This is a genomic window from Marinobacter salinisoli (assembly GCF_017301335.1).
Lineage (GTDB): Bacteria > Pseudomonadota > Gammaproteobacteria > Pseudomonadales > Oleiphilaceae > Marinobacter > Marinobacter salinisoli.
Genome location: NZ_CP071247.1, coordinates 2,403,672 through 2,418,568 on the forward strand (window position 1 = coordinate 2,403,672; position 14,897 = coordinate 2,418,568).

11 protein-coding genes are annotated in these 14,897 nt (G+C 57.2%); all 11 read left to right on the forward strand.

The features are described from left to right. The first annotated feature begins 221 nt into the window (after positions 1-221). The 11 genes from LPB19_RS10910 (at position 222) to hrpA (ending at position 14,864) form a co-directional block, all read left to right on the forward strand. Positions 222-770: an AraC family transcriptional regulator gene (locus tag LPB19_RS10910; RefSeq protein ID WP_228289095.1), complete on the forward strand. Its 549-nt coding sequence runs from the start codon at positions 222-224 to the stop codon at positions 768-770. A 6-nt stretch (positions 771-776) separates the two neighbouring features. Next, positions 777-2,432, forward strand: coding sequence for a tetratricopeptide repeat protein (locus LPB19_RS10915; protein WP_206642935.1), 1,656 nt, complete (start codon positions 777-779; stop codon positions 2,430-2,432). Beyond that, on the forward strand, positions 2,429-5,239 hold the full coding sequence (locus LPB19_RS10920; RefSeq protein WP_228289096.1) for a tetratricopeptide repeat protein: 2,811 nt from the start codon (positions 2,429-2,431) through the stop codon (positions 5,237-5,239). The genes LPB19_RS10915 and LPB19_RS10920 overlap by 4 nt, the downstream gene beginning before the upstream one ends. Then, a complete protein-coding gene (locus tag LPB19_RS10925; protein ID WP_206642936.1) occupies positions 5,229-5,708 on the forward strand; it encodes a hypothetical protein in 480 nt (159 codons plus the stop codon). Before LPB19_RS10920 ends, LPB19_RS10925 begins: the two co-directional genes overlap by 11 nt. Beyond that, positions 5,709-6,077, forward strand: a complete 369-nt coding sequence (locus tag LPB19_RS10930; RefSeq protein WP_228289097.1) for a hypothetical protein — start codon at positions 5,709-5,711, stop codon at positions 6,075-6,077. It abuts the gene before it with no gap. A gap of 18 nt (positions 6,078-6,095) precedes the next feature. After that, the gene (locus tag LPB19_RS10935) at positions 6,096-6,737 is read left to right on the forward strand and encodes a MotA/TolQ/ExbB proton channel family protein (RefSeq protein WP_228289098.1); all 642 of its coding nucleotides are present in this window, start codon (positions 6,096-6,098) and stop codon (positions 6,735-6,737) included. A 48-nt stretch (positions 6,738-6,785) separates the two neighbouring features. Continuing rightward, positions 6,786-7,316 carry an ExbD/TolR family protein gene (locus LPB19_RS10940; RefSeq protein ID WP_206642937.1) on the forward strand — a complete coding sequence of 177 codons (531 nt, stop codon included), beginning with the start codon at positions 6,786-6,788 and terminating at the stop codon, positions 7,314-7,316. Next, entirely contained in the window at positions 7,313-7,801 is a 489-nt protein-coding gene (locus LPB19_RS10945) for an ExbD/TolR family protein (RefSeq protein ID WP_206642938.1), read from the forward strand. Before LPB19_RS10940 ends, LPB19_RS10945 begins: the two co-directional genes overlap by 4 nt. Further along, on the forward strand, positions 7,794-8,762 hold the full coding sequence (locus LPB19_RS10950) for an AgmX/PglI C-terminal domain-containing protein (RefSeq protein ID WP_206642939.1): 969 nt from the start codon (positions 7,794-7,796) through the stop codon (positions 8,760-8,762). Before LPB19_RS10945 ends, LPB19_RS10950 begins: the two co-directional genes overlap by 8 nt. Positions 8,763-9,117: 355 nt before the next feature. After that, positions 9,118-10,791, forward strand: coding sequence for an AMP-binding protein (locus LPB19_RS10955; RefSeq protein WP_206645779.1), 1,674 nt, complete (start codon positions 9,118-9,120; stop codon positions 10,789-10,791). A gap of 137 nt (positions 10,792-10,928) precedes the next feature. After that, complete coding sequence (gene hrpA, locus LPB19_RS10960; protein ID WP_206642940.1) at positions 10,929-14,864, forward strand: ATP-dependent RNA helicase HrpA; 3,936 nt, start codon at positions 10,929-10,931, stop codon at positions 14,862-14,864. The last annotated feature ends 33 nt before the right edge of the window (positions 14,865-14,897 follow it).

Sequence of the window (14,897 nt, forward strand, 5' to 3'; positions counted from 1 at the left end):
ACAGTTCGGTAGCGCTGTTTTCTGTAATTCTTTCCAGATCGATTCCTCGTCTTTCTTTTTGATATGTCAAATTAACCGACACTTCTGCCGTGGTTTGGACGGGTAGATTTCCAATTGGTGATCTGTATACCGTTCTTGCCAGTTACCAGGTGTTACGATTTCTGCCGAAGCGTTACATAAAAATAACGACCTTCACCAGGAAGGCGGGAGGCAGGCAGAGAATGTTCGGCGCGCATTGGAATTGGACGGCCAGTTACGCCAAGCGGCACAGTATCGTGTCCATTATTTTCGTGTTGGTTATTTCTGCTTCGACCGCAGGCCAGGCATCCGATCTGGATGCCCGTATAGATGCCCTGAAAAGTCAGATTTACCAGCACAGCGCCGATGTTTTCGCCCTGCAACAGAATGTTCTGCACCCCGCCAATACCAAACTGGCAGTTTTTCTGACACTTGGAACGAGTGCTTCCCTGGATCTTGACTCCGTCGAGCTCTATCTCGATGGCAAGCCAGTGGCCTCTCACCTTTATACCTCTCGTGAACTGGGCTCGCTTGAAAACGGCGGTGTCCAGCAACTCTTCACCGGAAACCTGGCTAACGGCGAGCATGAACTCAAGGCTGTCGTTGCAGGTCAGGCCGCCAATGATCGATACGTCCGGCGGGAATCGGATTTTCGGTTCATCAAGAAACCGGGCTCACTGAGTGTCGAACTGAACCTGCAAGCGCAGGCGCCCGATTTTGAGCCCCGTGTTGTGTTCCGTGAGTGGAAGTAATTGCCCATGAAAGGTTCGGTCGGTAAAAAACTGGTTCTCGGGCTACTGGGGGCAGCCTTTGCTCTGGCCGCTCCGGCCAGTATTCAAGCAAAAGGGAGCTCCCCTGAAAATCTAGTGAATGGCCTGGTTCGGTTCGCTCTGGCGAGTAATCAACTGGCCCCCGTTCTGGCCCAGGTCGGTAGTCTGGAGGGGCACTCGGCGGATTTTCATCGAGCTCAAGTCTTGCTGGCAACGGGACAAACCGAGGCGGCCGTTCATCGCTTGGGTGCAGTAGTCGAAGGGGATTTCCACCGAGCGGAAGCAGCGTTGCTCCTTGGTCGAACGCTTATGGAGGACAACGCGGCGGATGCGACGAAGTGGCTTGAACTGGTCGCCCGCACGGGGCGGGGCGAGACAAAAACCGAAGCCAGCTTTTATCTTGCTGAGCGCTATCGCACCAGTGGCCGTGTTGATAAAGCCGGTGAGGTGTTGGGCAAGATTGATCCGGGTTACTGGGCGGCCGTGGGTTACTTGAATCTGGCCAGCGACTACGCCCGGGAAGACGTCAATCCGGTTCGTGCCCTGGTGGCGCTTCGTGTCGCGCTGGCGATGGCCGATGCTGATCCGCTGCAAGAGCGCCGAGAACATCTGAAAGGGGAGTTGTTGGTTCGCGCAGGGTATCTGGCGTTCAAAAATGGCGAGTATGACAAGGCCATCAGCTTTCTGGAGCGAGTATCGCTGGAAGGCAGCAACAACTACACCGCGCAGGCACTTTATCTGCATGGCCTGGCAATGGCGGCGAAGGGAAGTCACCGAGCATCAATGCAAAGCTGGCACCGGGCGAAAAAGTACCCGTTGGCTTACCCCGGGGTCGCCGATGCCTGGATTGGCATGGGGCGCGGCTACGATCTTTCGGGCTACCTCGGCCAGGCCGGTGAGGCCTTTCTGGCCGCGACGTCTGCCTTCGAGAGTGAACGGGTCACCCTGCGTAACCTCGCCGGACAAATTCGACAGAACGGCGCTTACGCTACGTTCGTTGAAGAAGCCCGAGACAAGGGGGTGGAGTGGTTCCTTGCCGATAACCGGATCAAAACCCAGCCACGATTGGCTTACCTGCATGAATTCCTGCAGCGAGAGGACGCCCAAAAAGCCGTTGCGCGAATGGTGGAGTTGGCTGAGCTGGAGCGTCACCTCGATCGGCAAGCGAATGATCTGGGTGTATTCACCGACGCTCTGCGTTCGCAGCTGAACACACTCGCCCAGCAGTCACCCGACGTCATCAGCGGCGCGCTGGCCCGTCAGAAGTCGCTGTACAAAGAGCTGTCGGCGCTGTCTTCAATGGCATTGTCGCCGGGCCAAAGGGCTCAGGTTGTGGCAATGACCGAAATCCTGACGGCGACTGCCACCGATCTGAAGTCCTTCGGGAAATCCGTCAAAAGCCAGCCTGCGATGCTTGAGCGGCAGCTTGCCAACGCGCGTTCCCAGGAAAGTTCGACTCGAAAGCTTCTCGGGAAGCTGGCCGTTCTAAGGCGAGAGGCGGCGGATCAACTTGATCGTCTTGCGCTGGCGTATGTCGCGGAGCAGGACCGCAGAATGGTTATTGTGCAGGACAAAGCGGAGCAACAGATTGCGCATCTGTACGAGTACCTGGCAGTCAGTAAGCTGGAGGGGCGTGCTCCGTGAAATACCTGCTGACGGCTTCTATCTGTACTTTTTGTATTTCCGTGACCGCGTTGGCGCAGGAAACTTTCCGTGTTGAGCTGGGGCGGGATGGTGAAACCATTGGTGACATGCGCCCGGTGTTTCTGCCGTTTGAAGCCCGCCCGATGCCTGCTATCTCGCCGGCAGAAGTTGCGCGACGTTATCAGAAGCTGTTCCGTTCCTCCGATGAGCCCGAGGTTCGCATAGATGCGCTGAACCGGCTGAGCAATATCCAGAGTTTATCCGGAGAAGACATTGGCTTTACGCCAGAGGAAGAAACGACCATTTATCGGGAGGCAATCGTCAGTTACGAGTCTATTCTCGCTCGCGGCTCCTTCAGTGGACGCCTCGACGAACTGCTGTACCAGATGGCCAAAGCCCACGCGCTGACCGGGCAGCCCGAACAATCGATCATGCGACTCAAGCAACTGGCCGGGCTTTATCCAGAATCGCCACTGGCGCCGGAAGCCAGGTTCCGGGTTGCGGAGTCGGCATTTTCCGATGGTAACTATCGGGATGCCGAAGCCCAATATCAATCAGTTCTTGAAATCGTCGACGGCGATTCCCCGTTGAGTTCGAAAGCCAGATTCATGCTCGGTTGGAGTCAATTCAAGCAGGGCGTCGGCGCATGGGATCGTGCCGCAGGCAATTTCATCACCGTGTTGGATGGTTTCCTGCCAAACCAGGAAAGCTTGCAAACGGTGGACAGGTCCAGCATCGACACCATTGACGATACCTTGCGCGTACTGGCCATGATGGCTGCCCGTACCGACGGCGCTGAACGGCTTTATGCATGGCTGAACGCCAGCGACAAGCGTCATTGGACGTACATAGTATTTGACCGTCTGGCAGATTATTACGCGGTGCTTGGCCAATACGAAGCCAGCGTTGCCGCCAATCATGCCTTTGTGCGTTATTTCCCCAATCATCCACATAATCCGGCGTTCATGGCACAAGTAGCCGATGTCTGGCAGATGGCCGGTAAGCCAGCGAAGGTGAGGGCTGCAAAAGCCGACTACGTCGCCCAGTTCGCTGCTCCGGAACTGTATCACTCACTGTCCGGTGCTGAGCAGTCGCGCTGGGTAGAGTTCAGCCGGCAACTCGGCGACTTTAACTATCATGTCGGATCCCAGGCGCTGGCAGCAGGTGACCATGCCCGTGCGCAGGAAGCCTTTTCTACCGCGGCGAGCTTTTACGAGGCGTTGGCGGGGCGCACGGATGCCTCCGGTGAGGTGTTGCGTCTTGCAGGCGACGCACGGCTTCAGTCGGGTCAGTACCGCGCTGCCCTGATCGATTTTCAGCAGTCGGCCTACAAGTTTGGAGGTCATCCGGAGGCCGCCGATGCTGGCTGGGCCGCGATTGTTCTGCTGCGCGAGGGTCTGGATGGGCGTCGTCAGGCACCAGGATTTGTGACCAATATCGATGCCCTGGCCCACGAAGCCGAACGCTTTGGAGTCAATTTCGTTGGCGACCCTCGATTGACTGGTTTGCTGGCGGATCTGGCGGTTCGGTGGTTCAACAAAGGCAATCTTGAGCGGGCGATTGGCAATGCCCAGAACGTCGTTGCCCGTGACGCTGCCACTGGCTCGGAACGATACGCGGCGTGGCAGGTGATGGCCAAGGCACGTCAGCAGAGGGGTGAATTCGAGCTTGCTGAGCAAGCCTGGAACAGTGTTCTAGGGGCGCTTGCCGGCGGAGAGGTGACTGCGGCCGAACCGGGAGCCGCATCAGCTGCAAAAAATCAGTTGGCGACAGTGATCTACCGTCAGGGCGAGAAAGCGGCGGAAACCCGAAACACGGACGCTGCGGTGAGGCACTTCGAGCGGATTGAAACCGTTCTGCCACATTCAGAGATAGCGATTAAAGGGCGTTACGATGCCGCCAATACCCTGTTGCTGGCACTTCAATACCCCGCCGCCATCGATGCACTGACTCGTTTCCGGCGAGATTTCCCGCGACATGCGCTTGCCGAAGACATCAGTGACAAACTGGTTTACGCCCATGTCTCTGCCGGCGACCCATCGAGTGCGGCAGAGGAATTGCTGTCTGCGGCAACAACCGAAGTGAATCCATGGCCAGCTCGCCTTAAGGCCGCCGCGCTCTATCACGAGGGCGGCGAGACCGGGCCGCGAAATCAGCTGTACAGAGCTTATCTGGGTACAAATCCAGTGGCCAACAGTGCCGACCAACACATCCTGCACCAAACCATGCGCCAACGACTGATGGAGTCGGGCGACAGTTCCCCGGACCTTCAGCAAGCACTCGTGGACAAAGAACTTGCCAGTCAGTGGCACTCCGAAGAGACCCTGGGCTGGGCAGCGCGCAGCGCGCTGATGTTAGGGGCTAGAGCCGCGGCAACCTTTACCGCAATCCGTTTAACGCACCCGCTGGCGCAATCGCTGGACCGGAAACAGAGTGCGCTGGAGGCCGCTCGCAAGCGCTTTATCGAGGCTGAAAAGCTGGGTGATGAACTTGTCCGTTCGGAATCGCTTTTTCGTCGCGCTGAACTTTACCGGGCGCTCGCGCAGGACCTGATGGCATCGGCGGTTCCGGCGGATCTGAACGAAATGGAAGCCCTGCAGTATCAGATGCTTCTCGAGGAGGAAGCGTTTCCTTTCGAGGAAAAAGCGATTCAGTTGCACGCGGACAATCATCAGAGGATCACGGCGCTCGGATACGACGCCTGGATAGGCAAGAGTCTTGACGCGCTGGCGCAGATGAATCCCGGTCGCTACGACCGGACAGTCCGCTGGATGACCTGGACAGTGGAGACAAACGATGGTGCTTAAGCGAGAGTGTTTAACGGCCGGATTGATGGCCTTGCTTATCACCGTGGCTACCGGATGCGCGGGGCCGGCTGTGCACGCCCCCGAGCGAGAGCCGGAGAACCCTGAGTTGGCTTCTCAGTATGCCAGGGAAGGAAAGCTGGCTTTTGATGAAGGCCGAAAGCAGGCTGCAGAGTTGGCCTGGCAGCAGGCTGTGCGGCTGAATCCTGCCGATGCCGCAGTGGTGAATAACCTTGCGCTATTGAAAAAAGAAACCAAAAACTTCAACGAAGCCGTGACATTGCTGGAAACCGGTATTCGGCATTCACCCAACGTGGCGGAGCTGCATTACAACCTGGCTGTCATCGCTGAGCTGTATTTGCTGGATCTGAAGAAAGCCCTTTCGCATTACCAACGTTATCGCGAGTTGGCGGAGCAGGAAGATAAGCGTGTGGCCGGCTGGATTGCCGATCTGGAACGGAGGCTGGACTGAATGACGAGCAGCAAGCCCAGGGCAATGGGCATTGGCCGGGGTGCATGGTTGGCAATACCCGCCGTGTTCCTGCTTTCGCCCGCCGCCATGGCGGCCCCGGATGGAGCGGCCCCCCGGACAGCGGAATTCGGCTTAACGGTGGAAGGTATCTCGACCAGCGTGGGTGAGGATAACCCCAGGGTGCTATACATCCTGCCCTGGCAGCCTCCCACGTTGCCACGCCGACAGCGGCAGGAGCTGGAAAGCGCTGCACCTGCGTTGATTCAACCTGTGGATGCCGAAGCGCTCGAACGACAGCGAGCATTCCGGGAATCCCTCAACCCCCTGACACTGATTCCCGGCCGGGAATCTGCCGTGAGCAAGCAGTAATAACGGAGAGTTAAGTTAATGGATACTATCGTGCGTTTTTTTCAGGAAGGCGGCCCGTTCATGTACCCCATCGCGGTGGTGTTGGTGATTGGTCTGGCCATCACCCTCGAGCGGTTCGTTTACCTGGCCTCCATGCGACATCGCAACAAGGTGGCCTTTGAACTTGGGATTCTTCCGTTGCTCCGCAAGGGGGATTACCAGCGGGCAATGAAGGCCGCGTCCAACTCCGACAGTGCCATTGCCGCCATCATGGGAGCGGGCCTCGGGCGCCTCCTTAATAACAGCCGCCGGGAGGACATTGAGTACGCGATGGAAGAGGGGCTTATGGAAGTCCTGCCCCGACTCGAAAAGCGAACGCAGTATCTGGCGACACTTGCCAATGTTGCTACGCTCCTGGGCCTGCTGGGTACCATTATTGGTCTGATCGCAGCCTTCACCGCAGTTGCTGCCGCAGATCCTTCACAAAAGGCCAGCCTGCTTTCCGAGAGTATTTCGGTTGCCATGAACACCACCGCCTTCGGCCTGATGTCTGCGATTCCTTTGCTCATGTTCCATGCGGTGCTGCAGACCAAAACCAACGAAATTGTCGACAGCTTTGAAATGGCAGGCGTCAAACTGCTCAACATGATTGCCGATCAAAAGCAGCCTGCGGTCGCTTGACCGGCAGTCCGCTTGCCCACTGAACTCACGCAACATGAGTAAGCAGTTATGAGACGCCGACATCGACGAATTACCGGCTCCCCCGATCTCGATATCACTGCGTTTATGAACCTGATGATTGTTCTGGTGCCTGTCCTCCTGCTGGGCATGGTGTTCAGTCAGGTTCGTATGATTGAGCTTAATTTTCCAGGAACACAGGCCGGCGACACGCTTTCCCCGGACGAGTTCAAGCTTGTGGTGACGCTGATACCCCAGGGTATCGAAATCGGAGACAGTGAGCGTGGTGTTATCAAGGTCCTGCCGGTCCAGGATGGACAGCAGAATTACCCGGAGTTGCAACTGGTCCTTAGACAGATAAAAGCGCGCATGCCCGATAAAACCGACCTCATTCTGGAAGTCGGACCCGATATTGATTACCAGACCCTGGTGCGCACGATGGATACCGTCCGTTCCTACCCTGCAGTCGTTGCCGCGAGTGTTGTTGAAGGGGAGTTGTTCCCGGATGTCGCTCTCATGGACGCTCAGGAAGATCGCACTCTGGCCGCTACGGCTGGATTGGCGACCGGGGAGGGGGCATGAAGACGTCACGCAGAGCCCGAAGAATGCAGCGGCATTACGGCCGGATGCACAGGGCGGGCGGCCTTAATCTGGTCTCCCTGATGGATATCTTCACGATTCTGGTTTTCTTCCTGATGGTGAATTCCTCGGACGTCAAAGTGATGAAAAACACCGCTGATGTCCCTTTGCCCAAGTCAACAGCGCAACAGCAAGCCGTTGAGAATCTGACCTTGCAGATTGTTGGCGGCGCGATTCTGGTGGAAGGGCGGGAGGTGGCTCAGATCGATAGTATCGCTGAGGCGGACGCTCGAATTGGAGGTCTGTCCGAAGAGTTGGCCTATCGCAGGCAAAAGTGGCAAGAGGTGCCCGAACAGGGACTCGAGGTCACGATCATGGCCGGCAAGGACACCGACTACCGCTTGCTTAGAAAAGTCATGCAAACCTGCGTCGATGAAGAATTCCGCCAGGTTCGGCTGGCCGTTGAGCCGGAGGTGAGCAGTGGCTAACTCCCGCGAGATCATCAAGCAGGCCAGTGGATTGCCCTGGAGTTCTTCGAGCCGCGAAAACCGCCGTTTCGGCCTTATTCTTGGGCTCTTGTTGTTGCTCGCGGTGCCGCCAGCGCTGATGATTCCGATGCTAGAGGTTCCGGAAATAGAGCGCTCGGAGGCGGAAAAAATTCCGCCCCAACTGGCCCGTCTGGTCGAACGGGCCAAGCCAATTTCCCCGCCGCCGCTGCCTGAAACCGCCAAGCCGGAACCCGAACCAGAGCCGGTTGACGTAAGCCCGCCCCAGCCAGAGCCAGTTCAGCCGGTGGCGAAGCCGGAACCCAAACCTGAGCCACAGCCCACGCCGAAGCCAGCGCCCGCGCAAACTGTTGAGCAGGCGCGACAGAAGGCATCGCAATCCGGGCTACTGGCGATGAAAGATCGGTTGGCCTCGCTCCGAAGCGCAGACGATGAGCCTGTTCAACAACTGACAGCCAATACCGAGGGCAGTGCCTATGCGTCTGAGCCTCCAGCAGAACCGGTCGGCGCACTGAAAGGCAGCGGCGGCGTTCAGGATTCTGCCTTGCCGAATACCCAGGTTAGGGTTGAAGGGCATGACGTTAAAAAGGTGCAGGTGGCCAAAGCCGCGGCTTCGTCAGCGCCCACGCCAAAGGCCTCGAAATCTGGCGGAGGCGAACGGGCCATGAGCGGTATTCGCCAGAAGTTCTACGCTCAGCAGTCGGCCCTGTATTCCCTGTATCGTCGTGAGCTGCGTCAAGACCCGACGCTTGAGGGCACGGTGCTGCTGGAACTGGTCATCGAACCGGACGGTTCGGTTTCTGATTGCCAGGTGGTAAGTTCGGAACTGGACAACCCTGCGCTGGAGAAGCGGATTGCCATGCGGGTACGTTTGTTCAATTTCGGCTCCGCCAATGTGGAGACACGCCGAGTCCGTTTCCCTCTGGACTTCCTTCCGGGTTAATTCGATCACCAGCCGACGTCTGCTCGTTAAGCTCCGGCTGGTGCGTTGAATTTACGAATCTTTGCAATTGCGTTTCGCCCTTTACTTCATCAGAATTCCCGGCGCCCACTGATGGTGACGAGTCCCCAGCAACCCCCGCTCTGAGCTCCCCGGTTGCCTTCGCGCGCCATGAAAAGCGTCACTTTTCTGTGATACACCAGCACGAAAAGAGGGCTATCCGTAGAACTACCTCATCGTTCACAAAACTGCTATTCTCTCCCCAAATTTTTCGAACCCATACTTTGGTAGGGTTGATTTTTGATCAGTGTGGCACACGAAAAGCATGACAAATAAAAACGCCGAACAGGAGATTGTGATGGATTTTGAGCAGTTCTATCAGGACAAATACCCGGCTGGTGTATCCCGCGACGTTGACATGGACAAGTACACCAGCATGGTGGATGTATTTGAACAAGCAGTAAAAAAATACGCCGACCGTCCTGCTTTTAGTGCTGTTGGGGTAACTCTCACCTATCGTGATCTCGACACCCAGAGCCGTAATTTTGCTGCTTGGCTTCAGAATAAAACGGACCTGAAACCGGGCGACCGCATCGCGGTTCAAATGCCCAACGTGTGTCAGTATCCTGTTGTCGTTTTCGGTGCCATGCGTGCCGGCCTGATCGTGGTCAATACCAACCCGCTGTACACCACCCGGGAAATGGAACACCAGTTCAATGACTCCGGTGCCAAGGCGCTGGTGGTGCTGGCGAACATGGCCGAGAACGCTGAGAAAGTCGTTCCTCATACCGGTATTGAACACGTTATCGTGACCGAGATCGCCGATCTGCATTCCCCGGTTAAGCGAACATTGATGAACGCGGTGATCAAGCACGTCAAGAAGATGGTTCCTCCGTTCAACATTCCCGGTGCCCACAAACTGCCGGCCGTGCTGAGTGCCGGGGCGCGTGAGAAGTTTTCGCCGGTTGAGTGCAAGAAGGATGATATCGCCGTTCTGCAATACACCGGCGGCACCACTGGTGTGGCCAAGGGTGCCATGCTCACCCACGGAAACCTGGTCGCTAACCTGCTTCAGACCCGGACAATGATGGGCGACGTGCTGGTCGAGGGGCAGGAAGTTGTTATTGCGCCTCTGCCGCTGTACCACATTTACTCCTTCACACTGAACTGCGGGATCATGTTTGAAGCCGGTGGTCACAACGTGTTGATTCCGAATCCCCGTGACATCCCGGGCTTTGTCAAGGAACTGAAGAATCACCGCTTCACGGCGTTCCTGGGACTCAACACTCTGTTCGTGGCGCTGTGCAACAACGAAGAGTTTTGCCGTCTCGATTTCAGCAACCTGAAGCTGACTTCTTCCGGTGGTATGGCACTGACCAGCGACACGGCAAAAACCTGGGAGCGGGTGACCGGTTGCGAGATTTCCGAGGGCTACGGCATGACCGAAACCTCACCGGTTGTTACCTTCAACCCCTACGGTTCGGTTCAGCTCGGTACCATCGGTTTGCCGGTTCCCAATACCCTAATCAAGACCATTGATGACGATGGGAACGAGACTCCGCTCGGTGAGCCGGGTGAACTGTGCGTGAAAGGGCCACAGGTCATGCGCGGCTACTGGCAGCGCCCGGAAGATACTCAGAAGTCCTTCACCGAGGATGGCTACCTGCGCACCGGCGACGTGGCGCTGATTCAGGAAGACGGCTACCTGAGGATCGTGGATCGCAAGAAGGACATGATCATCGTGTCCGGTTTCAACGTGTTCCCGAACGAAATCGAGGATGTGGTAACCAGCCACCCGAAGGTAATTGAGTGTGCCGCTGTCGGCATCCCGGATGCCAAGAGCGGTGAAGCTGTCAAAGTCTTCCTGGTGCCTGCTGAAGACGGCGTTACCGATAACGAACTGCGCGAATTCTGCCGCGAGCGTCTGACCGCTTACAAGGTGCCGAAGCACTTTGAGTTCCGTGAGGAATTGCCGAAAACCAACGTTGGCAAGATCCTGCGCCGTGAACTGCGCGACGAGGCCAGCAAGTAATCCATGCAGGCCGGTTCTGCCCGGGTAACGCCCGGCAGAGCCAGAGCATGCTAACCCCGCTTCGGCGGGGTTTTGCGTTTGTATGGGGCGCGATTGCCGATAGACTATCCGATCATCTTTGAACTGACACCGGACAAATGACAAGCACCAGAGCCGATTCCAAGCAAGATTCCCGCGAACCGTCAGACCGTAAAGCGTTGGTCAGGGCGATCACCGGACAGCTGGATGCGTGTAACCAGCAAGAGGCGGCGCGCATTATCCGTCTGGCGGCCCGATATAAAGGCAGCCCTGGCCAGAAAGATCTGGAGAAAATGAGCCGTTGGCTGGACAGAGGCAAACAGGTTGTTGAGCATCGTCGTTCGTTGCATAAACCTGTCCGGTATCCCGAAGGCTTGCCTGTCTCGGAGCGGGTCGACGATATCCGCGCGGCTATCGATCAGCACCAGGTTGTGATCATTGCCGGGGAAACCGGGTCGGGTAAAACCACTCAGATTCCGAAAATCTGTCTGGATGGTGGCCGTGGTATTCGTGGATTAATCGGCCATACCCAGCCGCGCCGGATTGCGGCGCGCAGTGTCGCGACACGTATTTCCGAGGAATTGGGGGAGCAGATCGGCCAGCAGGTGGGCTACCAGGTGCGGTTTACCGACGCCACCTCGGATCAGACCCGGGTCAAAGTGATGACTGACGGTATCCTGCTGGCGGAGGTGCAGAATGACCGGTTTCTGGACCGCTACGACACACTGATTATTGATGAGGCCCACGAACGCAGTCTGAACATCGACTTCTTGCTCGGCTACCTGCGGCAGCTGTTGCCCAAGCGCCCGGATCTGAAAGTCATTATCACGTCAGCAACCATAGAAGTGGATCGTTTCAGCTCGTTTTTCGACCAGGCCCCGGTCATCGAGGTGAGTGGTCGAACCTTCCCGGTGGATATTCAGTACCGGCCTTTGATTGGGGATGAGGATGACCGCGATCAGGGCTGGACGGATGGCGTGCTTGGCGCGCTCGATGAAATCGAGCAGCATGAGCGGAGCGCCAAGCAACCGCCAGGGGATGTGCTGGTTTTCCTGCCTGGAGAACGAGAGATCCGGGCGATGAGTAAAGTGCTCCGGCATGCGGATCTGAAACACACCGAAGTGCTGCCGCTCTATTCGCGCTTGAGTGCACAGGAACAGAATCGGGTGTTTCAGAATCATCGTGGCCGACGAATCGTGCTCTCGACCAACGTCGCTGAAACGTCCCTGACGGTGCCCGGTATTCGCTATGTGATCGATACGGGCGTTGCCCGAATCAGCCGTTACAGTGTCCGCTCGAAAATCCAGCGACTTCCCATCGAGCCCATCTCTCAGGCCAGCGCGAACCAACGGGCCGGTCGCTGCGGTCGAGTGGCACCGGGTATCTGCTATCGGCTTTATGACGAGTCCGATTTCATCAGCCGGCCGGAATATACCGACCCTGAAATTCTGCGAACCAACCTGGCGTCGGTCATTTTGCAGATGGCGACCTCCGGACTGGGCGACATTCGCAAGTTCCCGTTCCTGGAAGCGCCCGAAGGCCGGCAGGTGAATGATGGTTACAAACTGCTGGAGGAGCTGGGTGCTGTCGACAGCAAACGGCGAGTCACGGCAGTGGGCCGCAGCATGGCGCGACTGCCACTGGACCCGCGTCTTGCCCGGATGCTGATCACCGCCGCAGAGCAGGGCAGTCTGGTGGAGACCCTCGTTATCATTGCCGGTCTGAGTGTGCAGGATCCGCGCGAGCGGCCGCAGGAAAAACAGCAGGCCGCGGATCAGGCCCACGCGCCATTCAATGACAAGGAGTCGGATTTTGTCACGCTGCTGAATATCTGGAATTTTTACGAAGAGCAGAGGCAGGAACTTTCGCAGAACCAGATGAAAAAGGTCTGCCAGAAGCATTTTCTGAGCTGGATGCGGATGCGCGAGTGGCGCGACATTCACCGCCAACTGACGTTGCTCTGTCGCGAACAAAAGTTTGCATTTAACTCAGATGCGGCCAGTTATGAAGCGCTGCACAAAGCAATCCTCGCCGGGCTACTGGGCCAGGTGGCGGTGAAATTCGAGAAAAAAGAATATCTGGCCACCCGCAACCGGAAAGTGCTTATTTTTCCGGGATCGAAGGTCGCCAAGAGCGCACCCAAGTGGATTGTGGCGGCTGAGATCGTAGAGACCAGCCGGGTATTTGCCCGGATGGTGGCATCGATTCAACCGGAGTGGATCGAGCCGCTGGCCGGACACGTGGTTAAGCAGCATTATTTCGAGCCGCACTGGGAGCAGAAACGTGCTCAGGTGATGGGCTACGAGAAAGTGAGCCTGTATGGCCTGGACATTGTGGCCAAGCGCAGAATTGCCTACAGCAAGGTCGATCCGGTCGAATGCCGAAACCTGTTTATCCGCCGGGCGTTGGTGGAAGGGGATTTCCGCTCCAAGGCACCGTTTATTGCCAGAAACCGCGCAATGCTGGACACGGTTGAGAATCTCGAGAAGAAAACCCGTCGTCGGGACCTGCTGGTCGATGATGAGGTGCTGGTGGCCTTTTACGACGAGCGCCTGCCAGCGGACATCGTCAGCGGACGGCATTTTGAAACCTGGTGGAAGGGGTTATCCGCCGAAGAATTGAAGCGACTCGAATTGACCGAGCAGGACGTTCTTCAGCGCCCCCTGGATGCAGGCGCCGGTGAGCTGTATCCGGATTACCTGGAGTGGGAAGGTGTCCGGTACCCGCTGGCGTATGAGTTTGAGCCCACCAGTGAGCGCGACGGCGTCACGCTGCAAGTTCCCTTGATGGCCTTGAAGCAGATTCCGGCGCGGCGTCTTGAATGGTTGGTGCCCGGTTTACTCCGCGAAAAATGCATCGCGCTGGTGAAGGGGCTGCCCAAATCCCTGCGTCGAAATTTTGTACCGGTACCGGATTTTGTCGATGCTGTACTGGCAAATATGGAGCCATGCAACGAACCCCTGGCACTGCAGTTGGGTGAACAGTTGCGCCGTATGACGGGCGTGCAGATCGACCCTCAAGCCTGGCCCGAAAGCGAGTTGCCCCGGCATTTGCGGATGGGGCTTCGGGTGCTGGGTGACAAGGGCAAGGTACTCGCTGAAGGTCGTGATACCACGGTGATTCAGGACCAGCTGGAAGGGAAGGCGGAACAGGCGCTGGTGAGCGCATCCAATGAAGATAAATCGGGCCCTGCAACGCCGGAAGCGGAAGACTGGCAGTTTGGCGAGCTGGCATCGGAAGTACAGACCGAAAAGGGTGGCATGCAGGTAACCGTCTACCCCGCGCTGGAGGATCTGGGGGGCAAGGTCCGCCAGATTCGCTGTCTCGATCCGCTCACTGCGGACGATACGACCCGAAAAGCAGTGGCTCGACTGATCATCAATCGATTTGGGAAAACCCTCGACGACCTTGAACGTAAATTGCCGCATTTCAAGCAATCGGCGTTGTTGTTCGCACCTGTCGGCCAGGCCAGGGTCCTGTTGGATGACCTGTTGCTCGCGACTGCGATGGCTCATTTTTTGAGGGAAGGCGTGCCTCGTACGGCCGAGGCCTTTGAGCGAATGTTTAATCATCATCGCGGGGATTTCATCCCGGCCCTGGAAGAGGCAGACACCCACCTGTATCAGGCCATGAGTGGTTATCAAAAGGTGGCCAAGCAGCTGAAAGGCAAGATTAATCTGGCGCTGGCCAATAGCATGGCCGACCTCAAGTTTCAGCTGCAGCACCTTGTCTATCCCGGATTTTTGGTCGCCACTCCGCCGGAATGGCTCGCTGAATACGGTCGGTATTTCGAGGCGGCGCTGATTCGGATGGAGAAAATGCCGCGGGAAATGGGACGTGAACGTGAGTTTTTGCACGCTATCGAGCCACTATGGTCCCGCTATGCCAGCAAGCTCGCGGCGCAGGAGCGACAGGGCATCCGTGATCCGGCCTTGGTGTTGTATCGGTGGATGCTGGAGGAATTCCGGGTATCGTTCTTTGCCCAGCAGCTGGGAACAAAGATGACGGTGTCGGTCAAACGCCTCGATAAGCAGTGGCAATTAACCCGGGTGTAATCGCCCGGCAACGCCTTCGACCTTAGGCGTAGG